This window comes from Rossellomorea vietnamensis (assembly GCF_008180615.1).
Classification (GTDB): Bacteria; Bacillota; Bacilli; order Bacillales; family Bacillaceae_B; genus Rossellomorea; species Rossellomorea vietnamensis_D.
Window position 1 is genome coordinate 110,643 of the sequence record NZ_VTEH01000011.1, and the last position, 23,746, is coordinate 134,388.

Annotated in this window: 25 protein-coding genes, 1 pseudogene and 1 riboswitch; of the genes and pseudogenes, 18 read left to right on the top strand and 8 right to left on the bottom strand. The window is 44.2% G+C overall.

The features are described from left to right. Positions 1-101: 101 nt before the first annotated feature. The 5 genes from FZC79_RS13980 (at position 102) to FZC79_RS14000 (ending at position 3,465) form a co-directional block, all read left to right on the top strand. Positions 102-587 (top strand): DUF4367 domain-containing protein, encoded by a 486-nt coding sequence (locus FZC79_RS13980; protein WP_148947390.1) that lies wholly within the window; start codon positions 102-104, stop codon positions 585-587. A gap of 58 nt (positions 588-645) precedes the next feature. Beyond that, positions 646-954: a hypothetical protein gene (locus FZC79_RS13985; RefSeq protein ID WP_148947391.1), complete on the top strand. Its 309-nt coding sequence runs from the start codon at positions 646-648 to the stop codon at positions 952-954. A 125-nt stretch (positions 955-1,079) separates the two neighbouring features. Then, on the top strand, positions 1,080-1,625 hold the full coding sequence (locus FZC79_RS13990; protein WP_252183333.1) for a DUF5412 family protein: 546 nt from the start codon (positions 1,080-1,082) through the stop codon (positions 1,623-1,625). A 142-nt stretch (positions 1,626-1,767) separates the two neighbouring features. Continuing rightward, positions 1,768-2,439, top strand: a complete 672-nt coding sequence (locus FZC79_RS13995; RefSeq protein ID WP_148947528.1) for a phosphorylase family protein — start codon at positions 1,768-1,770, stop codon at positions 2,437-2,439. 258 nt (positions 2,440-2,697) lie between these two features. Beyond that, on the top strand, positions 2,698-3,465 hold the full coding sequence (locus FZC79_RS14000) for a class I SAM-dependent methyltransferase (protein WP_148947393.1): 768 nt from the start codon (positions 2,698-2,700) through the stop codon (positions 3,463-3,465). A 141-nt stretch (positions 3,466-3,606) separates the two neighbouring features. On the opposite strand, the gene FZC79_RS14005 is transcribed toward FZC79_RS14000, so the two are convergent. Both FZC79_RS14005 and FZC79_RS14010 read right to left on the bottom strand, forming a co-directional pair. Further along, positions 3,607-4,647 carry an alpha/beta fold hydrolase gene (locus tag FZC79_RS14005; RefSeq protein ID WP_148947394.1) on the bottom strand — a complete coding sequence of 347 codons (1,041 nt, stop codon included), beginning with the start codon at positions 4,645-4,647 and terminating at the stop codon, positions 3,607-3,609. Continuing rightward, entirely contained in the window at positions 4,640-5,194 is a 555-nt protein-coding gene (locus FZC79_RS14010) for a hypothetical protein (protein ID WP_148947395.1), read from the bottom strand. The genes FZC79_RS14005 and FZC79_RS14010 overlap by 8 nt, the downstream gene beginning before the upstream one ends. Positions 5,195-5,343: 149 nt before the next feature. Here FZC79_RS14010 and FZC79_RS14015 point away from each other — a divergent pair, with 149 nt between their 5' ends. Continuing rightward, positions 5,344-5,634, top strand: coding sequence for a hypothetical protein (locus FZC79_RS14015; RefSeq protein ID WP_187442787.1), 291 nt, complete (start codon positions 5,344-5,346; stop codon positions 5,632-5,634). A 240-nt stretch (positions 5,635-5,874) separates the two neighbouring features. Here the strand turns inward: FZC79_RS14015 and FZC79_RS14020 are convergent, their stop codons facing one another. Then, positions 5,875-6,777, bottom strand: coding sequence for a hypothetical protein (locus FZC79_RS14020; protein ID WP_148947397.1), 903 nt, complete (start codon positions 6,775-6,777; stop codon positions 5,875-5,877). 156 nt (positions 6,778-6,933) lie between these two features. On the opposite strand from FZC79_RS14020, the gene FZC79_RS14025 reads away from it, so the two are divergent. After that, positions 6,934-7,803, top strand: coding sequence for a proline iminopeptidase-family hydrolase (locus FZC79_RS14025; RefSeq protein WP_148947398.1), 870 nt, complete (start codon positions 6,934-6,936; stop codon positions 7,801-7,803). Positions 7,804-7,861: 58 nt separating this feature from the next. On the opposite strand, the gene FZC79_RS14030 is transcribed toward FZC79_RS14025, so the two are convergent. Together FZC79_RS14030 and FZC79_RS14035 are read right to left on the bottom strand one after the other, a co-directional pair. Continuing rightward, positions 7,862-8,692 carry a manganese catalase family protein gene (locus FZC79_RS14030; protein WP_148947399.1) on the bottom strand — a complete coding sequence of 277 codons (831 nt, stop codon included), beginning with the start codon at positions 8,690-8,692 and terminating at the stop codon, positions 7,862-7,864. A 285-nt stretch (positions 8,693-8,977) separates the two neighbouring features. Beyond that, entirely contained in the window at positions 8,978-9,253 is a 276-nt protein-coding gene (locus tag FZC79_RS14035; protein ID WP_148947400.1) for a hypothetical protein, read from the bottom strand. A gap of 1,283 nt (positions 9,254-10,536) precedes the next feature. Here FZC79_RS14035 and FZC79_RS14045 point away from each other — a divergent pair. Next, positions 10,537-10,971: an ASCH domain-containing protein gene (locus tag FZC79_RS14045; RefSeq protein WP_148947402.1), complete on the top strand. Its 435-nt coding sequence runs from the start codon at positions 10,537-10,539 to the stop codon at positions 10,969-10,971. Positions 10,972-11,058: 87 nt separating this feature from the next. Here the strand turns inward: FZC79_RS14045 and thiT are convergent. Further along, positions 11,059-11,655, bottom strand: a pseudogene (thiT, locus tag FZC79_RS14050) (energy-coupled thiamine transporter ThiT). A 72-nt stretch (positions 11,656-11,727) separates the two neighbouring features. Next, positions 11,728-11,829: riboswitch (TPP riboswitch) on the bottom strand. Between the two features lie 141 nt (positions 11,830-11,970). Here thiT and FZC79_RS14055 point away from each other — a divergent pair. Both FZC79_RS14055 and FZC79_RS14060 read left to right on the top strand, forming a co-directional pair. Then, a complete protein-coding gene (locus tag FZC79_RS14055) occupies positions 11,971-12,219 on the top strand; it encodes a hypothetical protein (RefSeq protein ID WP_148947403.1) in 249 nt (82 codons plus the stop codon). Positions 12,220-12,310: 91 nt separating this feature from the next. Further along, a complete protein-coding gene (locus FZC79_RS14060) occupies positions 12,311-12,580 on the top strand; it encodes a hypothetical protein (RefSeq protein ID WP_148947404.1) in 270 nt (89 codons plus the stop codon). Between the two features lie 52 nt (positions 12,581-12,632). Here the strand turns inward: FZC79_RS14060 and FZC79_RS14065 are convergent, their stop codons facing one another. Both FZC79_RS14065 and FZC79_RS14070 read right to left on the bottom strand, forming a co-directional pair. Continuing rightward, entirely contained in the window at positions 12,633-13,244 is a 612-nt protein-coding gene (locus FZC79_RS14065) for a hypothetical protein (RefSeq protein WP_148947405.1), read from the bottom strand. A gap of 192 nt (positions 13,245-13,436) precedes the next feature. Next, entirely contained in the window at positions 13,437-13,835 is a 399-nt protein-coding gene (locus tag FZC79_RS14070; protein ID WP_148947406.1) for a YndM family protein, read from the bottom strand. Positions 13,836-14,073: 238 nt separating this feature from the next. Between FZC79_RS14070 and FZC79_RS14075 the strand changes: the two genes are divergently transcribed. From FZC79_RS14075 to FZC79_RS14110, 8 genes are all read left to right on the top strand, one after another. Then, the gene (locus FZC79_RS14075) at positions 14,074-15,543 is read left to right on the top strand and encodes a protein adenylyltransferase SelO (protein ID WP_148947529.1); all 1,470 of its coding nucleotides are present in this window, start codon (positions 14,074-14,076) and stop codon (positions 15,541-15,543) included. Positions 15,544-16,290: 747 nt separating this feature from the next. Further along, positions 16,291-17,322 carry a fatty acid desaturase gene (locus FZC79_RS14080; protein ID WP_148947407.1) on the top strand — a complete coding sequence of 344 codons (1,032 nt, stop codon included), beginning with the start codon at positions 16,291-16,293 and terminating at the stop codon, positions 17,320-17,322. Positions 17,323-17,403: 81 nt separating this feature from the next. Further along, complete coding sequence (locus tag FZC79_RS14085) at positions 17,404-17,943, top strand: response regulator (RefSeq protein ID WP_148947408.1); 540 nt, start codon at positions 17,404-17,406, stop codon at positions 17,941-17,943. Positions 17,944-18,126: 183 nt separating this feature from the next. Beyond that, positions 18,127-19,485 (top strand): sigma-54 interaction domain-containing protein, encoded by a 1,359-nt coding sequence (locus FZC79_RS14090; RefSeq protein WP_148947409.1) that lies wholly within the window; start codon positions 18,127-18,129, stop codon positions 19,483-19,485. Between the two features lie 248 nt (positions 19,486-19,733). Continuing rightward, positions 19,734-20,399, top strand: a complete 666-nt coding sequence (locus tag FZC79_RS14095; RefSeq protein ID WP_397541110.1) for a CoA transferase subunit A — start codon at positions 19,734-19,736, stop codon at positions 20,397-20,399. A 12-nt stretch (positions 20,400-20,411) separates the two neighbouring features. After that, entirely contained in the window at positions 20,412-21,062 is a 651-nt protein-coding gene (locus FZC79_RS14100) for a CoA transferase subunit B (RefSeq protein WP_148947410.1), read from the top strand. Between the two features lie 97 nt (positions 21,063-21,159). Further along, positions 21,160-22,482: a GntP family permease gene (locus FZC79_RS14105; RefSeq protein ID WP_148947411.1), complete on the top strand. Its 1,323-nt coding sequence runs from the start codon at positions 21,160-21,162 to the stop codon at positions 22,480-22,482. A gap of 75 nt (positions 22,483-22,557) precedes the next feature. Continuing rightward, positions 22,558-23,334 (top strand): 3-hydroxybutyrate dehydrogenase, encoded by a 777-nt coding sequence (locus tag FZC79_RS14110; RefSeq protein WP_148947412.1) that lies wholly within the window; start codon positions 22,558-22,560, stop codon positions 23,332-23,334. Positions 23,335-23,746 lie beyond the last annotated feature (412 nt).

Sequence of the window (23,746 nt, forward strand, 5' to 3'; positions counted from 1 at the left end):
ATATGGAATACAGCTTAGCGGTCAATCTGAGGACAGGGTGCTGAAAAAAGCAACCTCTTTCCCATGCTCATAGGTATAGATAAATAGTGAGGAGGTAATTTATGAAAAGAATATTGGTGTTCATCACTGTGCTTTTCCTGGCAGCTTGCAGGACTAGCGGGGCTTCGAGCGGTCTCGAAGATTTTGATCACTCAAGTTTGAAAGAAGAACTTAAAGAGGAGGCATTTCAACCTCAATTACCGACGGAGACGCCTTTTGAAGTGACAGATACACAAGTGACTCATCCACCGAACCAGGATACTGTGCTGATGATTGATTTTATGAGTTACCGGGATGATCATAAAATCAAGAACTCAATGAGTTTAATGGCTGTAAATGCCAAAAGTGCCGATGACGCAATATTGAAGTTTGGAGAAGTAACGATCGGTGATATAACTGGACAATATGTGGTGAACAATGCAGGAGCCATGATTTTAAAATGGAATAAGGACGGTATTGCTTACAACCTTACTTTCTACAGTGGTGAAATCTCCGAAGAAGACGTTACGAAAGAGGAGTTAATTCAAACAGCAGAATCGTTTGAATAATTATAGTAATCTATTTATCAGCGTTCTGTTAAAGGTTTAATTGTTGAGGAGGGATTAGTTGAGTACATCCGTTTTAAATTTGATTTTCTCGTTTATTTTGCCGTTGGTTATTATAATAGCTTCAGCTTATTGGACAATAAGAATTCGCTACTCAAAAAGATATATACCAACACTTACGCTAATTCTCTTAGCCATTTCAGCCTTTTTCCTGCCCTTTTTCCTTGGAGGGATTGATGTGATTGAAAAAGGGTTCGGACCAGCCATACAAGGTATTTATTACTCCGGTTTTCTGGGGCTGGGGGTACTGGTGAATTTGTTTGTAGGGGTTTTTATAAAGAAAAATAAAGAAACTGATATTAATTTATAGGAGGTAATAACTGAAGGTCTGCATAATGATTCGGTTATTGCTTTTCTTCGATTTATGAAGAAATCGCAACTTAACAAATTGGATCACAGTCTAATACAGTTAAGGGGGGAAATGGTATTTTAATTTTGTTATATTTTTTAATCGTTTGCACGACTCTATTTTTATTTTTAGTTCTATGTGCCAAGGGAATAAGTTCTTTTATTAAAAAGAAACCTTTTCCAAAAAGATTGTTGATTGCAACTTTGACGGGAGTTATTCTAGTTTCTTCAATTTATATTTATGAAGCTTACTTTTTCACATTTGATCAAATTAATAAAGGATATATGCAAAAAGGTCCTGGGCCTGTCACCTCACCAACAGACGCCTATACAGCCCATGCCTACTATGAACCTTATGGAGGAGCAGCCGGCGGTGTTAATGTGTGGGTTGAAGTTACTTTTAACAACGAGGATAATAAGGTTCAAACTGTTTATTATGGAGATGCTAAAAGCACATTCCAGATGGATTGGCTGGATAAAGATACTTTGCAAATTCAAAATCTTGACCCTGATTATCCTGATTCAGATCGAAGCATCAACTTGCGCATCGGCAAAGATATTTATCACGGATTCGGTTTGGCCTGTCAGAGTATTTTGATGAAGGACGACTATGAAACTTGCTATAAAAACTAATGTGACTTACGGCAATATCAGAGGCGTTTGCCGAGTGAAGAGACATGTTGATGAACAGAGTAAAAAGGAATAGTGATAAGATGATATTCAGACGGTGGAGATATTCAATAGTGACAAATTATATTTGCAGGGTGATTATTTGTTGATAGGTATAAGCATAGCAACGAAGTGGGAATATGACGCAGCATTGGACTATTTCGGCATAAGTGATCAGGAATGTGTAAGTTATCCTTATGGCGAGTATTTTCTTAGAACAATTAATGATACCGAACTTGTTTTTTATAGTACCGGTGTAAGAAAAGTAAACGGTGTTGGCGGTAATCAGTATATGATTTCAAAGTTTAACTTAACGAAAGTCATCGTTGCTGGAACATGTGCAGGAATAGATGATAAGTTCAGCAACTTGGATATTTTTGTACCCGATAAAGCTGTTCAATATGATTGCACAGTAAAAGAAGTCGAGCCTTTTATTAAACAATCCTTCATAGTGGATATAGATCTATCAAAATATGGAAGTGGTTTTTATACCGGCACAATTGGTACCGCTGATAAAGCAGTCGTGATGTGGAACGACTATTTAGAACTGAAAGAAAACGAAATCACCATAGCCGATACAGAAGCGGGTGCCATTGCTTATATCTGTAAGAAAAATGATGTTGAATGCATTATTATTAAAGGAATATCTGATTTTCCAACAGATGAAAGAAACGATGATAAATACCAATCAAACATGGAACAGATTAATGTTTATTTAGAAAATACTCCTAAAGTTATGAACAAAATATTTGGCGAGTATTTAGAAAGATTTCTATAAATAAATCTTTCTTTAGTACAAATAGACTTGCTTTTTTACAACGATTAGAGTGTACGCCTCAATTTATAGTTATTCCACAAGGTGTTTAATACTGCAGTGATATATATATAATAGACATTTTTTAAAATAGCTTTAAAACAAACCCAATTTGGAGCAGGTAATAAAACAAAATGTACCTTATTACACTGTTTTAATTTCTTACTTTTTTCTATATATTGATCTTAAAATTCAAAGTATTCACAGATTTGGAGACCTGCTATGAAAAATGAATTTAGTAATAAATCAAAGGAATATGCAATAGGAAGACCTTCTTATCCAATAGAAGTATTGAGTGCAATTAGAGAGCTGGGAATTAATGAACACTCCTCACTCGCAGACATTGGGGCAGGGACTGGACTTCTTACCAATTTGTTAAGTGAATTAGACTGCGAAGTGTTTGCAATTGAACCAAACGAGCATATGCTTGAAGAGTGTAAAAATTACTGCGGGAATAATAAAAACATCAACTTCATTAATTCTTCAGCTGAAGGAACTGCATTGAAAGAAGATAGTGTTGATATTATTACTATTGCACAGGCATTTCACTGGTTTGATAAACAATTATGCAAAAAAGAATTCCAACGAATTTTAAAGGAAGATGGACATGTAATTATTTTGTTTAATGAGATGCAGTTGGACAGTCAAATAGCGAAAGAGTACAGAAGTATTCTACATAAATATAAAGTTAAAACAAATGCTGGGATTTCAGACTTTGACCCAGACAAAGAAAAGGTTGATTTTTTTGGCCAAGATTATACCAAGCTATATTATGATAACTGGCATACATTAACTGAGGAAGGTTTTGTAGGAGGTGCACTATCGTTATCCTACACTCCATCAAAATTAGATAGTAGTTACGAAGAATTTACAGCAGAACTTCATCACCTATTTTCAAAATATCAACAAAATGGAATAATAACTTTTCATTATAAAACGGAAGTATGTATCTGTAGGTTTGCAAAGCGGCAAAAGCTTACGAGTTCTTAGGCTATAGATGCGTTCATTTTAACAAGGAAAAGGCACGAAGATTATCCTTCGTGCCTTTTTCATTGTAAATATAGTGATATGGGGTTAACAAAGTTGCAGGCTTCAGCATGTGAACAGCCCGCTGCCTCAAGTTATTTGTGATCAGTTCGACCTCTGCGGCAGCCAATCCGCGAGAAACGGGGGAAGCCCTTTCCCTTTTACGGCAAGGGTAGTATGGCCGCCTGTTACAGGCCGGTAGGTTTTATCCCTGCTGGAAACGACGTTGATGAAGTCTTTACTCAAACTTTCTGGAACCAGCCGGTCATGCTTTCCTGCTACGACAAGCAGGTTGGAATGGATGTTTGAAGGGGAGGCAGTTTTCCCTCTGATTGTGAGTGTGCCTTCCATGAACTTGTTTTCTTTGACAATGTCATTAGCCAGTTGCTGCATGGCGCCTTCAGGAAAGCCAACATGATCGTTTGTCCATTTATTGAACCTCCGCCAGCTTGCAACATACTCTTTATCATAAGCTTTGTTTAATAGAGAAAGGTAGTGGCTGAAATAGACAGGGGAACTGGCCGCGCGAAGCCCGATTTTCATAAGCTTTGGCGGAATCGATCCGTTTATATCCATCAAGCTTTCTATGTTTATATCATTTTCACGGATATATTCTACCCACTGATCAAACTTTGGCGAAGTGGAAAAGTCGATTGGGGCTACACAGATGACCAGGTTCCGGATTGGTTCTTCTGCAAGAGAAGCATAGATGGCGGCAAGTGTCCCGCCGACACAATATCCGATAACTGTGATGTCTTCAGCACCTGAATGAGCCAATGCCTTCCGGACAGCTCTCTGAATATAATCGAGGACATAGTTATCTATATTGATATCTCTGTCTTCATAACCCGGAGAACCGAATTCCAGCAAGTAGACATCGTACCCATTTTCCACGAACGACTCAATCATGCTCGCCCCTGGAGCCATATCCAGGACATATGCCTTGTTGACTAAAGAATACACAAGAAAGAGGGGCACTTCATACTTCTTTTGAGCGGAAGGATAATGCCAGAGAGTCGCCTTGTTTTTTTTCCAGACGGCCGTTCTTGGTGTAGGGCCGACTTCAGGTTCGGGATCCGTCCAAATGCTGAAAAAGCCTTTCCAGCGCTCGATCTCCTTTTGAGAATCCCAGTCCTTGTTACTCACTTTTTTTCATCCCCTGGAGCATTTCAATCAGCTGAGAGAAGTTGGTTCCTTTGAGTTTTTCAGAAGCTGAAAGAGTCCCAAGCTTTGACTCTATTGAACTTTTCGCCGCTTCACTCATCGCCTGCAGCCTTTTCCTTCTTGCCTCTTTAAGAGTATCCCAGGCAGCTGTCTCTTCTGGGGATTCTGCGGAAGGCTCGGTTTGTTCCTTTTTGTCCGGCGTGCCGCTGTTCAACTTTTTGATTGTTTCGGTTAACTCGGCAACCTGGTCGCTCAGAACATCTACTTTTTCTTCTACTTGTACAACCAGCTGTGCGATGTTCGCCACATCTTGCTTTGTAGGAGATTTTATATGAGGTGACGCTGTTTCGTGAAACTCCTGCAGAAGATCCATAAGCCTTCCGTGTGCCTTCTTAAAAACAGATGCCGCAGCGGCAAATTCTTTTTGATTCATATACTTATGAATATATTCATTGAGCTGTGTTTCCAACTGAAAACCGGCGTTTCGCAACGCTTCATATAAATCTGAAGGGATTTTTTCCTTTGTCATGCTGTCGCTTCCTTTCTGTAAAAATATCATTCGATTTATTATAAACAAGCACCCTCTTCTCTGTTCCAAAAATGGTAGTTCTGCCTGTGCCTCTTTGCAGAAGGCTGTTATTCCTGCCGGGACAGGTACCGCTTCGGGAGAACCGGCACTTGCATACACTATTGAATCTTGTGAAAAAGGAGAATCAGAGAATCATGACAGAAAGAGAAATGGAAGAAATTTTCAAGTTGTATGGACATTCCCAAATGTATATGACGCTTAAAAATAAACTGCTGTTATCAAGTCTATTGGATAATGAAAGCGGCGAGTTGCTGGAGTCCTTCTTTTCTTCGTATGATTTCCGCCAGGGCGCCACTATGAGTTATGAGGAGTTCGCATTTCATATCCGGGTTTTCAAGCTGCTTGAAGAGCAGGAAGTGCTGCCGGAGGTTAACTGCTAGAGAAGAAGAGGGAGCGGGTCTGTCGCGGGCTGGTTAATCGAAGATTTCGCCGATAAAGTGAGGTTATCCGTCGATAAAAGTGTGGGCGCCGCAGATAAACTGTGGATTTCCGCTGATAAAAGTGTGGGCCCCGCCGATAAGCTGCAAGCAGCCACCAAGCACACTGCAAAAAGGAGACAGTCGTCCCGGGAGCGGGATTTCTGTCTCCTTTTATTTAATATGGCGACATGGAATTGCTCATCAGACCCAAAACCAGGTATCCAGGTATGGGCTTGATTGAGCAGTTTCCATATGAAGTAACAGATATTCTTTGGCACCCATAGGGTAAGCTCCGGAGGTAAAGATCCAGTTCCATCTCTTTTCCTTGTATCCTTTTCCAATCACACCGTGGATAAGAAGCGGTGACTGAAGCAGGTGAGCGGGGAGTCCGCGAATGTGGTAGATCTTATTTGTTTCGAGGTGAGCAGCCAGCACGATTTTATCAATGCTTCCCGTTACTTCGAATAACCCGTCGGCGATATTCTGGCAGCGTTCAAAATGGGTATTAAATTCATGGATTGCATTCGAATAGTTCCAGTTCTTGCTTAAGATAGTTGGGAAGTGTTTCTTTAAGAGATGGTTAGTTATTTTTTCAGATAGCTTCAGCTGAGGTTTATGTGTCTTTATAGAGGAAGTGATGATAGGAAGCGTGGCTGAGTTGGTGTGAATGTCCAGCCAGTTGGCAAACTTGGTTAATTGAAATAGAAATTTCTCGGTTTCTTTCTCTTTATGAGAGAGCGGGAGGTGGTGAGGGCAGAAGGCAGAGATGAATTCATCCCAAAAGTGATGTCCGCAGTCTTCCCATGATTGTAAGGTGCCTGAGTCGCATTTTTCGTATAAGTAGTTGGAAAACCGGTGGAGGAAGGGGGTTGTGTTGGGAGTGACAGTGGTGGTTTTTACATACGCTGCAAGATCTTTACCATAAAAGAGGAAGTGGCCGCGCATCCGCATTCTGAAAGTGGAGCAAGCTTCGACGTTCTCGATGATTTCTGCCCGTTCTTCAGGGGTGTTGAAGGGTCTTGAGGAAACTCTTACACTGAGGGGGGGCTTGCAGGCGTATGCGTTTTTGCCGCATCCGCAGGGACAAGGTGGGGATTTCTTCATTAATTAGATCAACCTGCTTTCTAAAGGTTTTGGAAAATACTGTTACAATTCTATTCTAATGGGTTTCAATGGATTTGTCACTATCAAAAGGATTAAAGTGAATATGGTAGAATTCTTACTATATGTAATTTTTTATAGAGCAGGGAGGAAAAATAAATGGTAGTGAATGAGGGTTTTATCGAAGTAACCGGCGGTAAGGTTTGGTATCAGATACATAATGAAAAATCGAATAATACACCGGTGATTATTTTACATGGAGGGCCGGGTTCTTCGCATTATTCGATGCAGGGGCTGCGCATTCTTGCGGAAGACCGCCCCGTGATTTTCTATGATCAGTTAGGCTGCGGTAAGTCAGACCGCCCGGCGGATAAGTCTTTATGGACCATTGAACGGTTTGTCGAGGAGCTTGGCCAGGTGAAAGACGGACTTGGTTTGGCGGAGTTTCATATCCTCGGTCATTCCTGGGGAACGACATTGGCTGCTGCCTACTATCTGGCGAACCCAGAAGGAGTAAAGAGCATCATTTTTTCAAGTCCATGCCTAAGCGCTCCGATGTGGGCTGAGGACCAGGAAGAGAATCGAAAGCTCCTTGCGGTTGAAGTGCAAGATGCATTGAGAAGAAATGAAATCAACGGTACAACCGATTCTGAGGAATATAAAAAAGCCACTGAAGTGTTCAATAAGCACTTTGTCTGCAGGCTTGATCCGTATCCGGAATTTTTGAAAAAAGGCAGGGAATTCAGAGGGCCTGAAGTGTATAACCATATGTGGGGACCTTCTGAATTCCATGTGACCGGCAACCTGAAAAGCTTTGATTGTACAGGTGAATTGAAAGACTTCAAGGTGCCGGCTTTGTATACGTGCGGCCGTTTTGATGAAGCGACTCCGAAATCGACCGAATACTTCAGCTCCCTCACGCCTGACGGGAAATTCCATGTATTTGAGCAGAGTGCACATATGCCGTATGTGGAAGAGCCGGAGGAATATGTAGAGGTGATTAGCGGTTTTTTGAGAAGTGTTGATTAATTTGTGCAGGATAAATTAGAAGCGGGAGACAGCCGGACTGTCTCCCGTTTTTTTGATATTATTTCTTCGGCGGCGGAGTATTATGAAGTTCAGCCGGTGCCGGATCCAATTCCAGCGGGCCGCCGACAATTTTAGGATGGTCTACGTATTCGAATTGCTTTCCGTCAGGACTTGCGCCATTTGCCCAGCGTCCCTGACTGCTTTCCTCACCCTCGGAATAGTTGAATAACTGGTGAGAGAATCCGTCCGCTTCCTTGTCCTCTTTGACGGTTGTCGGAACAATGAGTCCGCCTTCTTCTTCAGCCAGTTCCTGCAGTGCCGCAATCCACTGGTTCTGATGCATCGTATCACGAGCAATCAGATAGGACAGCATTTCTTTGACGCCCTTATCATCTGTCATTTCATAAAGACGGGCAGCCTGCAGGCGTCCTTGTGATTCTGCGTTAAGGTTGGCGCGGAAATCAGCCATCAGGTTTCCGCTTGCGACGATATAGTCGGCTGTCCAGCGGTTTCCGTTGCTGTCGGAAGGCATGGCGCCAAGTCCTGAAACGATTGCGTGCTGTGGATTCATGCCGCCAAGTACTGCTTCGATGACAGGATCTTTGGCTGCTTTTTCCTGTTCACTGACAGGAGCTCCGTCCAATAGTCTGGCCACCATTGTTGCCAGCAGTTCTACGTGCCCGATTTCTTCTGTTCCTGTATCCATAATTAAATCTTTATACTTCTCATGCTTGCCTCGCGTGTTCCAGCCTTGAAACAAGTACTGCATGAAGATCGTCATTTCACCGTATTGACCGCCGATTAACTCCTGTAATTTTTTCGCGAATAAGGGATCGGCTTTTTCTGGCTTAGCTTCAAATACGAGTTGCTTTCTGTGTAAAAATGCCACACTTATAACCGCCTTTCAAATTATTGGAATTGTGTTACACGTATTTTTCTTTCCACTGAAAGGGCGGGGTTAAACCGATTTTTACAAAAAACTGTATGATGGATGATGAGGGGAAATAGAAAAGGGTTCTTTCCAAAAGACCATGGAAAGAACCCTTTTATTGTTTTCAAGGGTATGCTTCAGCACTTTAAAGCATTGTAAGGGACAGTCCCTTTTAGCGGCGTAACGCGTTAACGCGCTGCCAGGGACAGTCCCTCTTAATACTTTAACGTCTTAAAGCGATTCTTAGTAACTTTGCGGGTAGTACGGTGTTTGATATGGATAAGGGTACGGATATGGATAGGGGTACGGAGCCGGGACAGGATAAGGATAAGGTCCAGGTGAAACAGCCGCTCCAACTGCAAGGCCGGTAAGCGCTCCTGCTCCAAAACCGGGATTATACCCCCAGCCTGGATTGTATCCTCCTCCGTGATGCCAGGTTGCATGACCGCTGCCATGTCCCCAGCTCGCATGCCCTCCGCCTCCGTGGACCGGCCTGTAATAATGATAGTGTGAATTCATCTCTCATTCTCCTTCTTGTATGACGTTTGCAATATCCTATGCAAATACATAGGCAGCTGTCCCGGGATATTTATAAAAATCATCACCTTAGAAGAGAGGTACCCGAATGGGTAACTTGAAGACATCAAAACGAGTGATCTGCCCATAAAATGTCTCCAAGCAGCCGGCTCGGGAACATCAAACCGTCAGGGAAAGCCGGAAGATGTCCTCAAGTTGCTAGACCCCATTACAGCAGGGAAATCCACAGCTGAAGGTGTCAAAAAGCAGCTAGAGACCATTAGCACAGGAAAATCCAGCTGAAGTGGTGTTTAAAAAGCCTGCAAGAGACCAGTACAGCAGGAAAATCCAGCTGAAGTGGTGTCAAAAAGCATGCTAGGGACCAGTACAGCAGGAAAACCCAGCTGAAGTGGTGTCAAAAAGCCTGCAAGAGACCAGCACAGCAGGAAAATCCAGCTGAAGTGGTGTCAAAAAGCATGCTAGGGACCAGTACAGCAGGAAAACCCAGCTGAAGTGGTGTCAAAAAGCCTGCAAGAGACCAGTACCGGAGGGAAATCCAGCTGGAGTGGTGCCAAAAAGCCTGCAAGAGACCAGTACAGCAGAAAAATCCAGCTGAAGTGGTGTCAAAAAGCCTGCAAGAGACCAGTACAGCAGGAAAATCCAGCTGAAGTGGTGTCAAAAAGCATGCTAGGGACCAGTACAGCAGGAAAACCCAGCTGAAGTGGTGTCAAAAAGCCTGCAAGAGACCAGTACCGGAGGGAAATCCAGCTGGAGTGGTGCCAAAAAGCCTGCAAGAGACCAGTACAGCAGAAAAATCCAGCTGAAGTGGTGTCAAAAAGCCTGCAAGAGACCAGCACAGCAGGAAATCCAGCTGAAGTGGTGTCAAAAAGCCTGCAAGAGACCAGTACAGCAGAAAAATCCAGCTGAAGTGGTGTCAAAAAGCCTGCAAGAGACCAGTACAGCAGGAAAATCCAGCTGAAGTGGTGTTTAAAAGCCTGCAAGAGACCAGTACAGCAGGGAAATCCAGCTGAAGTGGTGCCAAAAAGCCTGCAAGAGACCAGTACAGCAGAAAAATCCAGCTGAAGTGGTGTCAAAAAGCCTGCAAGAGACCAGTGCAGCAGGAAAATCCAGCTGAAGTGGTCTCTAAAAGATGACACCGTCGTGCTATACAGTTTGGTGTCTCCGGAGGCAAGACCGGGTATTACATTACTAACCTTACCTCTATGCTGCAGAAGCTTGCCAGCTCAGAAACCATTTAAAAATAAATACAAAATGGAGGTCGTGGAATGAAGGTTCTATCGATGACTCAGCCCTGGGCCAGTTTGTTTGTCCTCGGTGAAGCCAAAAACGAAACAAGGACTTGGCGAACGAATTACCGGGGAGACTTTGCGATTCATGCAAGCCAGAAAATCGATAAATCTGCCTGCGAACAGCCAGTCGTTCAAGAACTGCTGGCCCGGCATGGTTTAAAAAGTAAGACACTTCCAACGGGAAAAATAATTGGTGTCTGCACTCTGCAGGAGTGTGTCAAAGTGATTGAAAGCCACAATGAACAGGCGATTTTAGAAGACGGACGGATTGTTTCAGGTAAGGAGTTATGGCTGGGAGATTACAGGGTCGGCAATTATGTGTGGAAAGTTACAGGCATGAAGGCCCTCCCTGAATTCATTCCAGCGAAAGGCCGGCTTGGTCTTTGGGAGTTTCATGGAGAGGTCTTTTAGGGAATATATATAAAAGAGAACCGAGTGCTTCCAACCAAGAAAAAAGGACGAGCCTCCTGTTTCTAAACAGAAGATTCGTCCGGGTTATCATGATGCTTTTCGATCTGCAGTCCAAGCGGCATGGTTTGTTTTTAAAAGACGAGGCAGGCTTCCGGCCAGTAATGCAATGACAATTGAACAGAAGGCAATGGCGCCAAGTACCGTGGTTCCGTTTGCAATCAGCGAGTACATGACGGCGGATTGTCCTTCTGGCGCGTATTCACCCCAGAAGATAAACCCGGCGACAAAATGCCAGAAGTAACGGGCAAGGCTGCCCGCGATGACACCGATAATAGCCCACATCAGCAATTGTTTTCGGTTTCCATTTTTTAAACTTGTCTGGATCGGACGGTAAAGCAGTCCGGCAAAGCCGACAAAAGTAAACGCCACGAAATACTCTATGGCAAATTGAAGAGGTGTCAGGAAGTAGATGTCCCCCAGTACCACTTGCAAAAGCCCCTATAGAAATCCGGAAATCAATCCGGCTCGAAGTCCCCACCTGAACGCTACGATAAATACCGGCACCATGGCAAACGAAATGGAAATGGCCGGTGACAGCCGGATGGAAGGCAGCAAATCCAATATCACTGCAAGTGCAGCAAATACCGCTGCTTCAATCATTGGCGTCAATCTCATTTTGGACATAAAAAAATCCCCCTTTATCCAAGTTGTGATACGACAACCATAAGGGAGAACATGAAGGATGACAGACACGTATGTCCGTCCGATCCACATCCCTGCGCTAGCATTAACTAACAGGTTCAAAGGGTCAGAACAATCATTGTTCACTCTCAGCTTACCGCTCCCCTTGTGGTTAACGTACTATTCAATTTTCATTCCCATTATATAGGTAATGGTTGGAAAGTTAAAGTATTTTTTATGAATAATAGACAGCGGTTTCAATTCTTTTAAAAAGAGGAATGGAAAGGTAAGCGTCAATTCAGGGAGGAGTGGAGCAGGTTGCGGAAGATCCAGGCCTATTTTGGAAGTGAGACAGAAGCACGGGATGCCAGAAATAAATTGAAATCGATCAATGTGGAAGATGGGATGCTTGAGAAAGTGCCGGATGGCAGAAGCATAAGTGACGTAGCAGCCGACCTTTTCAGCGGAGAAAAGCATGATCCGCATATCTTGAATTTTCATGTCGCAGAAGAGGACCATGAAAAGGCGGGGGCTATCGTGAAGGAACATAATGGTTATGTGCGCTGAGCCTGTTGATTTGTTTGGGATTATTTTAAAAAGGTAAATATCTAATAGATGAGTTTTCTTAAATTTTTTGATAAAAGAAGGGAGATATATCATGAAAAGTGTACAAGCTTATTTTAGAAATGAAAATGAAGCAGAAGATGTTAAGGCGAGCCTGCAAAAGTTGAGTGTAAGAGACGTCAGGGTAGAAAAGGTTCCTGAGAGCAATACAAATCTATGGGATTTGATCCGTGATACGTTCAGCAGAAGCAATGCCTATGATGAGGATCATCATAACCCGCATGTCCTGGAATTTCAGGTGGAAGAAGGACAGTATGCCCAAGCGGAAGCGATTGTGAAGGAGAATAACGGCCATATTCAATAGTGTTGAAAGCCCGCTGCCATAATGAGCAGCGGGCTTTATAGTTTCGCGCACTTTATGAGAAATCAGCGCTACTGCCGGAATCATTCTTTTCTGCAGAAAATCTTATTAGACCAGCCGAGACTATCTTAATGATCATGATATACATAATTACTAATGCAATGTCAGCTGAATACGCAATGAACCACAATGAACTATAAAATTCTTCTATTGGCTGCCTTGATAAATAAGAATTTAAAATGGCAGTAGTTAGAAAAAGAACATAGTAGATCGGGACATATTTGGAAAGACGCATACCGATTTCACTTATGGACGGCTTCTTTTTAAAGTGGTTCGCCATTGTGGAATACACATTCCAGACTCCATACAAATTGTAAAGCGGAATCATCACGCGAGCCAAAGCTCCGCCGGGTGTTATAGGGTACGACGGATCCATTTCTTGCAGATAATTATGTACTCTATAAAGCCATACAAGATAGATAATTGTATAGATAATTACAATAGTTGTCAGCACAAGAGATACAACCACATCGTAATTCAGGAATGCTTCTCCCGCCCCGATAAAACCTATAATGAGTACGTTTATCATCAATAGTACGGTTAAACCGATGTCAGCCCAAAGGAAACCCTTTAATACCTTTCCAGCAGGCTTGAATGTTTGCTTCAAACAATCACCTTCTTTCTTAAAATTCTTCTCTAAACGGCAGGTCTTTTAGCACCGTAATCTTGAGTTTAACATAAAATCCCTCGGGATTTTTACTGATTCGATGAATAGAGCAGGAGCTGATGAGCAAAAAAACACACTGGAAAGGGAAAGAACTCCAGTGTGTTTTTTATAGCTTCTTATTAAAGTCTCATTTTAGTGATGAATCGGATCTGAATGGTAGCTTCTATTGTCATTAAAAACGGAGTTATCCAAGTATTTGTGGAAGAACCATTCACCTGCTGCGATGACAATGGCTGAGATGAGTGAAGCCATAATGACGTTATGGTCAGGGAACATGGCTGTACCCAGGAACCAGAGCAGTACGAAAGCAAGTCCTGCATCTGCCATGGTGGCAATGACGTTACGCTTCTTCTGTTCTCCATTCAATCTTTTGAAAACTAATAAATCGCCCAGTACATATGCACCCAATGTCAAGATGACACTGACGATGAGCATGTCTGATACAGGTACACCATAAATTCCGGTAAGAATAATTCCTAACACAACTGTGACCATGACAAACTTAATGGCTAATGCTTTTAAATGTTCCATCCTTATTCCTCCTTCATTTGATTTAGTACCTATATACCCGGTTTATTAGAGGGAAAATCCAGTCCAAACAGTATTTAAAGTTCCAAATTATAGTAAAACGTGCGGGGACTGCACTTTAGTTTGCTAAAGTGAGGGAATGCATAATAAATCGGCCGGGACAGAAAATAAAACCAATTGTGTTAAGATGGAACCAGGTCTTATAAGTACGATACAATGTCAAAATATAAAGGAAGATTATATGACAAACAGTAATAAACCAACGAAGGCAGGCTGGAACCTGGACAATAGTTATGCCCGTCTGCCGGAAGCTTTTTATAAAAGGCAGAAGCCGGAAGCTGTATCCCATCCAGAATTGGTCGTCTTGAATATTGAGGTGGCTGAAGAGTTGGGATTGGATGTTGAAGCATTGAAAGACGCGGCAGCTATGTTCGCTGGAAATGAGCTCCCTGAAGGCTCGGAGCCATTGGCACAGGCGTATGCGGGTCATCAATTCGGCCACTTTAACATGCTGGGTGACGGAAGGGCCGTTTTGCTTGGGGAACAATTGAACCCTCAAGGAGAGCGGTTTGATATCCAGCTGAAGGGTGCAGGAAGAACTCCCTACTCCCGCGGCGGTGACGGCCGTGCAGCTCTTGGGCCGATGCTGAGGGAATATATCATGAGTGAAGCGATGGATGCCCTTGGTATCCCGACAACCCGCAGTTTGGCAGTGGTGACGACAGGGGAGGGAATCATCAGGGAAACGGACCTTCCTGGAGCAATTCTCACACGGGTTGCGGAGAGCCACCTTCGAGTAGGGACCTTCCAATACGCGGCCAATTTTGCTGATACGGAGGAACTGAAAGCTCTCGCAGACTATGCGATCGAACGGCACTATCCTGAGGTTGAAGAGGATGAGAATCCCTATCTTTCTTTGCTGAGAGCTGTCATTAAGCGCCAGGCAAAATTAGTTTCTCAGTGGCAGATGGTCGGTTTTATCCACGGAGTCATGAATACGGACAACGTCACCATCAGCGGGGAAACCATCGATTATGGCCCTTGTGCGTTCATGGATGCATTTGATCCGTCTACTGTTTTCAGTTCGATTGACAGGCAGGGCCGTTATGCTTATGGAAATCAGCCGCCGATAACCGGGTGGAATCTTTCCCGCTTTGCTGAATCTCTGCTGCCATTGATCCATGAAGAGCAGGAGAAATCCCTTGAACTCGCCCAGGCGGCGGTCTCAGAATTTCCAGAGTTGTTCCACGCAGAATGGCTTGCTGGGATGAGAGCTAAGCTCGGCCTGTTTAATGCAGAAGATCAAGATAAGGAACTGATTGATATTCTTCTGAGCAAGATGCATGAGCATGGAGCGGACTACACCAATACATTTGCCGCGCTGACATTCGACAAGCCTGAGGAAACGGAGCTTTACGGAAAGCCCGAATTTGACCGCTGGTATGCGATTTGGAAAGAAAGACAGAGCAGGCAGGATGAGTCACCAGAACAAGCTCATGAGCTGATGAAAAAGAGCAACCCTGCTGTTATTCCACGGAACTTCCGTGTCGAAGAAGCCTTGGAAGCAGCGGTGGAAAAAGGTGACTACAGTGTCATGGAGCGTCTGCTGGATGCATTGCTTGAGCCTTATGCACATTCTGCAGACCAAGCAGAATATGCAAAGCTGCCGGAGAATCCCGATGAGCCTTACCAGACGTTTTGCGGAACATGATGATTTTTAAGGGAAACCTGGGTTTAGAGATCTAAATTTCAAATCAGCGCACTGTGAATTTACAGTGTGCGTTTTTTATTTTGGCAAAATTTAATCGCATTAATTGACGGGTTGATTTGTAAACGAATCCTATCGTTAATGAAGTAACCGCCTAATATATCAAAAAATAAAGGGAGATTTTCCCGTTAAATTTTAAAATGAATTGAATTCGGTAGATGTAAGGGGAAATTTTCCCCTTAATTTTAAAAGCCTTCTGTATTCGCATATATTGTTGCTTTCGGTTATCCCTAAGAGTTTCTAAGGGAGGGAGAGTAGCACTTTTCTTTTCGGTATTACCAGCTTTTACCACTCTTAAATGGTTATTTTTTCGGACTTAGTATCAAATAGCAACAAAGTTTGCGAAAAAAGCCTTTTAAAAACAGCCTCAAATGATCACGGTCAACTTAAAATATTGGTGAAAAAGCCTGGTGTGATAACCGCCCCTCTCCCCTTTTAATTGGGTCTGTGACTGCCCGCTTTGCACCTCGCAAAGCCCACCCCCGAAGATGGATTGTCCCTTTTCTAGCGCAAAAGCAGGAAATTATAAAAAAAAGCACATTTTTTTATAGTCAAAAACCTTTTTATATCAACGCTTGAGACGCCTTATATGACACTTGTCATACCCTGCATATGACACCTACTACTTATGAGAAAACGGCTTCCCCGGTATACTATGGTTAACTCGAAAAACGAAGGGGATTCTACTAAATGACAAACCTCAAAACTTTGAAAAAAGAAATAGCTCCCTATGAAAAAGCAACAACAAAGGAAAGTGTTTGGCAGATCATCAATACATTAGGACCATTCTTCTTATTGTGGTTCCTGGCTTACCAGAGTCTATCTGTATCTTACTGGCTTGCGCTGGTTCCCATGGTGTTTGCGGCAGGATTTTTGACCAGAAGTTTCATCATCTTCCATGACTGCACGCATTATAACTTTTTCAAAAGCCGCCGCGTCAACCGCATTGTCGGAACATTTGTTGGTGTTCTGACATTGTTTCCCTTTGATCAATGGGGACATGAGCATAATATCCACCATGCGACAAGTGGAAACCTGGATAAACGCGGGACAGGAGACATCTGGACTCTTACCGTGAAGGAATATGCAGAAGCACCGCTCAGACTGCGTCTTGCTTATCGTTTTTACCGTAATCCAATCGTCATGTTCGGGCTGGGCCCGATCTATGTATTTCTTTTGAAAAATAGATTCAACCGAAAGAATGCTCGTAAGAAAGAGCGTTATAATACGTATCTTGTCAATGTGATGATCGTCGCTTTGATAGCAATTCTGGGTACAGTTCTGGGCTGGCAGTCGTTCCTTCTTGTGCAAGGATCAATCTTCATGATTTCCGGTTCGATCGGAATCTGGCTGTTTTATGTTCAGCATACCTTTGAAGATTCTTACTTTGAAGAAAACACTGAGTGGGAGTACGTTCTTGCAGCTGTGGAAGGAAGTTCTTTTTACAAGCTTCCTAAAGTCCTGCAATTCCTGACAGGTAACATCGGGTTTCATCACGTTCACCATTTAAGCCCGCGGGTCCCGAATTACAGACTTGAAGAGGCTCACTACAATACGGCTGCACTGCAGCATGTACCGACCATCACGCTTGCGACAAGTTTGCAGTCCCTCCGTTTCCGTTTGTGGGATGAGGATAGCAAGAACTTCGTAAGCTTCAAAAAAGGCATCAAGTCAATTGCCAATAACCGCCGCGTTTCAGCCCAAGCAAAGCCTGAACTTTAATCTTGCCCATTTTCGCCCGGCTCTCCTTCGAAAAATAGAGGAGAGCCTTTGTATAGCTGGACCATTGAGGAGAGGAAACACATGATTCGTATAGTGATCGCAGAGGATCAAGAATTCTTGTTGGGAATTATCGGGTCCCTGCTCAGCCTTGAAGAGGATATGGAAGTTGTCGGACAGTCGAGTGATGGCGCAGAGGTGCTGGCGCTTGTTAAGGAGCATCAGCCGGATATCTGTATTATGGACATGGATTCTCATTCAGAGAATGACACTGCCGAAAAGTTACATGCGTCGGGCTGCAAACTCATGATTCTGACGACATTTGCCAAACCGGGCTACTTTGAGAGAATAGTCCAAATGGACATAAAAGGGTATCTCCCTAAAGACAGTTCCAGCGAGGAGTTTGTTTCTTCCATCCGAAAGATTATGGAAGGCGGGCGGGCCTATTCTCAGGCGCTCATGGAAAGCGATGACAGCGGAAAAGGTGAGGGGGAAGGGCGGAGCGGATCTTCAAGTGGTGAACCGGGCTTCCAAGCACCTTCTGACCAGCAGAATAAAACGCTTGAAACGGTCCGTGGTTATCTCACGACCTTCAAAGACAAAATGAAATTACCGGCAGGATAGACTGTAATCATAAGGAGGATGGAATGAAAAGATTCCATCCTCCTTTTGCGTTTTAATACGTTAAAGCACGAAGAGGGACTGTCCCTTTTAGTACGGTGGTGCGTTAAAGCTGCATTCCTCAAGGCTTCCGCGTATGGTAAGATAATTAAAAAAGACGGAATTTTCTTGAAAGAGGAGCATCCTATGAAGAGTTTGTTAGGAAATGTATCAGTAGATATGATCGAGACAATCTTGGAGAACGCTTTTGAGTGGCTTGTTGTAGTGGATGACATCGGCAGGATTCTGTTCATCAACCAGAATTACTGCGAATTTCTTGAAGTGGACCGTGATCAGGCCGTCGGTAAGCATGTGACAGAGGTCATAGAGAATACAAGAATGCATATTGTGGCAAGGACAGGGAAAGAGGAAATTGCCGATCTGCAGTACATAAGAGGAAATTACATGATCGCCAACCGGATTCCAATCGAGGTGGATGGCAGGGTCGTTGGTGCGTTCGGTTCCGTATTTTTCCGTGATACGAGTGAATGGAAGCAGATGAGTTCACATGTGAAGAATCTCCTGTCCAAGATTCAAAGCTATATTCAGGATATCAACAATGGAGCGAAGTATACCTTGTCAGATATCAGCGGGGGCAGCAGGACCCTGTTGGAGCTTAAGCAAAAAGTGCAGACCGTTGCGCCAAGTGATATCTCTGTCCTCATCAGGGGAGAAAGCGGGACAGGAAAGGAATTGTTTGCACATAGTATCCATCAGCTGAGTGAAAGAAGTCAGCAGCCTTTTATCAAGGTAAACTGTGCGGCCATTCCTGAGCAGCTCCTTGAATCTGAACTGTTTGGATACGAGGAAGGCGCCTTCACGGGAGCGCGTAAAGGCGGGAAAAAAGGAAAGTTCCAGCTTGCCGACAAAGGGACATTATTTCTTGATGAGATAGGGGATATGCCTTTAAATATGCAGGCCAAGCTGCTGCGTGTCCTGCAGGAGGGTGAGGTTGAACCAGTGGGAGCGACCGAAATGGAACAAGTGGATGTAAGGATTATCGCGGCAACGAACCGTCCCCTTGAAAAAATGATGGAGGAAAAGCGGTTCAGAGAGGATCTTTATTACAGAATCAACGTGATTCCATTTACCGTTCCTTCTTTGAGGGAGAGAGTGGAAGACATCCCTTCATTGTCAAAAAAGTTCATGGACAAGTCGGCGGAGAAATCGGGTAAGCGCTTGAAGGGGCTGGAGCCGGAAGTACTGCAGATCTTCAACCGCTACAGCTGGCCGGGAAACATTCGTGAGCTGGAGAACGTGATAGAAGCCTCGACTTATTTTACTTCAGGCGAAACGATCACAGTAGATTCTCTGCCTGCCTATATCAAGGGTGATCAGGCGTATAAATTTGACGAAAAATCTTTAAAGGAAATTTTAGAGGAAACAGAGAAAAGAGTAATCGGTCAAACGTTAAAATCGCACTGTGATAGACGTTCAGCAGCGAAAGCTCTGGGAATCAGCAAGTCCAGCTTATATGAAAAAATTAATAAATTCGGGATTGAATAGAGGTGTCCGGAATTCCGGAAAGGTGTCCAGTTTTCTGGACGCCTTTATTTTGTTCTTATAAATGTGAACATTTTGAAAACATTAAGGGGCAGCTTTCGTTACATTGTCCAGATTCTTGGACAGCAGGACAAGCTCGCGTGAGGTTTTATGCGGCTGAGCAAGTTGGCACACTTCTTGCATTAAATCCAATGAGTACTAATTTTTACAAGAAGGGAGTTGCAGACGTGAAAACAGTATACAGCCGTTCTATGGATGCCATCGAGGGCATTCAAGATGGGATGACCTTGATGGCCGGCGGCTTTGGCCTTGTCGGCATACCGGAGAAATTGATTCTTGCACTGGTTGAAAAGGGAGTAAGGGATCTGACCATCATTTCCAATAATTGTGGAGTGGATGACTGGGGCCTGGGTTTGCTTCTTCAAAAAAGGCAAATCAAGAAGATGATTGGCTCTTATGTTGGTGAGAACAAAGAATTTGAAAGACAGGTTTTGTCTGGGGAATTGGAAGTAGAGTTAGTGCCTCAAGGAACGCTGGCGGAACGAATCCGTGCAGGCGGGGCCGGTATACCTGCATTTTTCACTGCAGCAGGTGCAGGGACCGTGGTGGCGGAAGGCAAAGAAACAAGATTCTTCAACGGAAAGGAATATGTACTTGAAGAGGCATTGACATCAGACTTCAGTCTTGTCCGGGCAGCAAAAGGAGATCTGGCGGGCAACCTCGTCTACAATAAAACAGCGCAAAATTTCAATCCCTTGATGGCGGCGGCAGGAAGAGTCACCATTGCCGAGGTGGAGGAACTGGCTGCAATAGGGGATATCGATCCAAATGAGGTCCATACACCAGGTATCTACGTTCAAAGAATGATAGAATCCGTTCCAGAAAAGAGAATCGAAAAACGAACGGTGAGCAGGTAAGGAGGCTGAATAATGGATAAGGCAGCAGTAAGAGAAGTGATTGCGAGAAGAGCCGAACAGGAAATTAATGACGGTGACTACGTCAATTTGGGAATCGGCATGCCTACGCTTGTCGCCAATTATATTTCAGATCATAAGCAAGTGGTGCTTCAATCGGAGAACGGGCTGCTTGGAATCGGTCCTTATCCAAGAGAGAGCGAGGTCGATCCAGATTTGATCAATGCAGGGAAAGAAACTGTCACGGCGATTCCGGGTGCTTCTTACTTTGATTCTGCAGAGTCTTTTGCCATGATCCGCGGAGGACATGTCGATGTCGCGATCCTTGGGGGAATGGAAGTTTCACGGTCAGGAGATCTTGCCAACTGGATGATTCCCGGGAAGATGATAAAAGGGATGGGCGGCGCCATGGATCTGGTTCACGGGGCAAGAAAGATCATTGTCATCATGGAGCATGTTTCTAAAAATGGAGCGCCTAAAAATGTAAGCGATTGCAGTCTGCCTCTGACAGGAAAGGGCGTGGTCGACCGCATCATCACCGAAAGAGCGGTCATCGATGTGACAGATAGCGGTCTTAAGCTAGTGGAAGTATTCGAAGGGTTCACTGTAGAAGATATCCTGAGTTCCACGGAGCCTGAGCTTGATGTCAGTAATGTGAAATCATAATTTTTTCTAGTGGCGTTCTGCTCTTGTAGAGGTGCAGAGATGGTGATTGTTTTTTTCAGAAAGAGTGGATGTTATACAACACAAAGGGGGAACTTTCATGTTAAGCATGATTGGGTTAATTGGGGGACTCGCATTATTAATTATTTTGACCATGAGGGGTATGAATATCCTGATTGTGGGGCCGATTTCTGCTCTGTTCGTGGGTGTGCTCAGCGGATTGCCGCTGTTTCCGCAGCTAGTGGGAGAAGGGGAAGCCAATCTCGTCGGCAACTACATGTCCGGCTTCACTGGATTCATAGCTTCCTGGTATTTGATGTTCCTGCTCGGCGCTGTATTCGGCAAGGTAATGGAAGACAGCGGGGCTGCGGACAGTGTTTCGCGTTTTGTGGTAGAAAAAATGGGAATGAAGTTCGCTGTTTTTGCGATCGTTTTGGCTTGTGCAGTTTTAACATATGGGGGAGTCAGCTTATTCGTCGTGGCATTCTCGGTTTACCCTATGGCGGTCAGCCTGTTCAAACAAGCAGATCTGCCGCGGCGTTTCATCCCGGCTGCGCTTGCCTTTGGATCGGTAACTTTTACGATGACATCTGCAGGTTCGCCGGAAATCCAGAACTGGATTCCGATTGATTACCTGGGAACCAGTCCATATGCCGGGTGGGAAGTAAGTGCAATTGTCGCTGTGTTTATGGCGGTGTTCGGGTATTGGTGGCTGAAACGCATGATTAATAAGGCTGTTTCAAAAGGAGAAAAATTTGAGGCTCGTAAAGAAGATCCTGTCATCGATGGAAGCAGACAATTACCTCATCCAATGATGGGGCTTGTGCCATTGCTGGTGGTGCTGGTCATCGCTTATATTTTCCATGATTCTTTAAAACAATCGGCCCTGATCATAGCACTTCTGGGCGGGGTCATCTCTGCTTATCTATTAAACCGAAAATATTTCAAAGGATTCTGGGGAGCTGTTTCAGAAGGTACGGTTGGAGCGTTGATTGCGATTGGTAACACGGCGGCTGTTGTCGGCTTCGGCGGTGTTGCGAAAGCAGTGCCTGCTTTTGAAACGGCGGTGGATGTCATGACCAGCATTCCTGGATCTCCGTTGATCGGAGGAGCAATCGCGGTCAGTGTCATTGCCGGTATGACTGGGTCTGCATCCGGAGGCCAGGCTATCGCGCTTCCAATCCTTGCACCGCATTATATGGATATGGGGGTCAATCCGGAAGCTCTTCACCGTACGGTTGCGATATCGTCTGGTGCGCTGGACTCGCTTCCGCACAATGGTTACGTGGTTACAACGATCCGCTCTATTTGTAATGAAACTCATGCAGCCGCATATGGCGCGGTCGGGGCTGTGACGGTCATTGTCCCGCTCATCGGGCTGGCCATTGCGATTCTATTATTCTCTTTAGGTGTAGGAATTTAATTTTTAAAAGAAGAGGGTGGTTACCGCTTGGGAAAAAATTAAGCGGAAACCGCCTTCCAAAGGAGTTGGTGCTTTATGGTGAAGGATAAAGTGGTATTGATTACAGGAGCTGCACAGGGAATCGGATACGAAATTGCGAAAGATTTCGCAGAGCGGGGAGCCAAGGTGGTGCTGACCGATCTGCAGGAAGATAAAGTGAAAGCGTCTGCTGAAGAGCTGGCGGAAGCTGGTTACGAGTCCATCGGGGTGAAGTGCGATGTGACATCTGAGGAAGATATCATTGGCGCAATAGAAGCGGCTGTCAAAAAATTCGGCAGGCTGGATATTTTAATCAATAATGCGGGGCTTCAGTATGTCTCTAACATTGAAGATTTTCCTACAGAGAAATTCGAGTTTCTGATCAAGGTGATGCTGACCGCTCCTTTTGTCGCGATCAAGCATGCATTGCCTGTCATGAAGAAGCAGGGATTCGGGCGCATCATCAATATGTCCTCCATTAATGGTCTTATCGGGTTTGCAGGCAAAGCTGCCTATAATTCGGCAAAGCATGGAGTGATCGGGTTAACGAAGGTCGCAGCGTTGGAAGCGGCCCAATACGGTGTGACGGTGAATGCCGTCTGTCCGGGATATGTGGATACTCCGCTGGTAAGGGGCCAGCTTGGGGATCTGGCGAGGACCCGTGGTGTTGAGCTTGAAAAAGTGCTCGAAGATGTCATCTATCCGCTTGTCCCGCAGAAGCGCCTCTTATCTGTAAAAGAAATCTCTGAATATACCATTTTCTTATGCGGAGAAGGAGCCCGGGGAGTCACGGGGCAGGCCGTCGTGCTCGATGGAGGATACACTGTTCAATAGAATGGTAGATAAACGCACTGAAAGGGACAGTCCCGCTTAGTGCGTCAACGCGTTAGTGTACGACCAGGGACTGTCCCTGGTCACACTTTAAAGGTATAAAGTACTTTGATGGAATTTGTAAGAATTCGTCGAATATTGACAACGTTTACATTATCTATTATTCTTATAATATAAAAGTTAATAGTCGTGATGGAGATGAAGAGATCACTTGAAATGCCCGGGTTCTGCCCAGGGAGTTTCTTGTGATCTTTTTTATGGCCAGTGAGAAAAGAAAGGAGGACTGTCTGCCTGTTTGTTAACTTTTTTATTGCTTAAGACATTTTAAAATTAATCTTACTTAGTGAAGAACTTTTTACGATGTTATCCACGTCCAGCCCCTCGGGGTCAAATAACCCGAAGAGAATAAAAGGAA

Excerpts from the sequence above, each read along its gene's own strand:
- FZC79_RS14110 (WP_148947412.1), top strand. The coding sequence starts at position 22,558 with ATGGTGAAGGATAAAGTGGTATTGATTACAGGAGCTGCACAGGGAATC.
- FZC79_RS14105 (WP_148947411.1), top strand. The coding sequence starts at position 21,160 with ATGTTAAGCATGATTGGGTTAATTGGGGGACTCGCATTATTAATTATT.
- FZC79_RS14045 (WP_148947402.1), top strand. The coding sequence starts at position 10,537 with ATGAAGGTTCTATCGATGACTCAGCCCTGGGCCAGTTTGTTTGTCCTC.
- FZC79_RS14025 (WP_148947398.1), top strand. The coding sequence starts at position 6,934 with ATGGTAGTGAATGAGGGTTTTATCGAAGTAACCGGCGGTAAGGTTTGG.
- FZC79_RS14090 (WP_148947409.1), top strand. The coding sequence starts at position 18,127 with ATGAAGAGTTTGTTAGGAAATGTATCAGTAGATATGATCGAGACAATC.
- FZC79_RS14010 (WP_148947395.1), bottom strand. The coding sequence starts at position 5,194 with ATGACAAAGGAAAAAATCCCTTCAGATTTATATGAAGCGTTGCGAAAC.
- FZC79_RS14075 (WP_148947529.1), top strand. The coding sequence starts at position 14,074 with ATGACAAACAGTAATAAACCAACGAAGGCAGGCTGGAACCTGGACAAT.
- FZC79_RS14095 (WP_397541110.1), top strand. The coding sequence starts at position 19,734 with ATGGATGCCATCGAGGGCATTCAAGATGGGATGACCTTGATGGCCGGC.
- FZC79_RS14085 (WP_148947408.1), top strand. The coding sequence starts at position 17,404 with ATGATTCGTATAGTGATCGCAGAGGATCAAGAATTCTTGTTGGGAATT.
- FZC79_RS14080 (WP_148947407.1), top strand. The coding sequence starts at position 16,291 with ATGACAAACCTCAAAACTTTGAAAAAAGAAATAGCTCCCTATGAAAAA.
- FZC79_RS14035 (WP_148947400.1), bottom strand. The coding sequence starts at position 9,253 with ATGAATTCACACTATCATTATTACAGGCCGGTCCACGGAGGCGGAGGG.
- FZC79_RS14000 (WP_148947393.1), top strand. The coding sequence starts at position 2,698 with ATGAAAAATGAATTTAGTAATAAATCAAAGGAATATGCAATAGGAAGA.
- FZC79_RS13980 (WP_148947390.1), top strand. The coding sequence starts at position 102 with ATGAAAAGAATATTGGTGTTCATCACTGTGCTTTTCCTGGCAGCTTGC.
- FZC79_RS14070 (WP_148947406.1), bottom strand. The coding sequence starts at position 13,835 with ATGGAACATTTAAAAGCATTAGCCATTAAGTTTGTCATGGTCACAGTT.
- FZC79_RS14100 (WP_148947410.1), top strand. The coding sequence starts at position 20,412 with ATGGATAAGGCAGCAGTAAGAGAAGTGATTGCGAGAAGAGCCGAACAG.
- FZC79_RS14060 (WP_148947404.1), top strand. The coding sequence starts at position 12,311 with ATGAAAAGTGTACAAGCTTATTTTAGAAATGAAAATGAAGCAGAAGAT.
- FZC79_RS14020 (WP_148947397.1), bottom strand. The coding sequence starts at position 6,777 with ATGAAGAAATCCCCACCTTGTCCCTGCGGATGCGGCAAAAACGCATAC.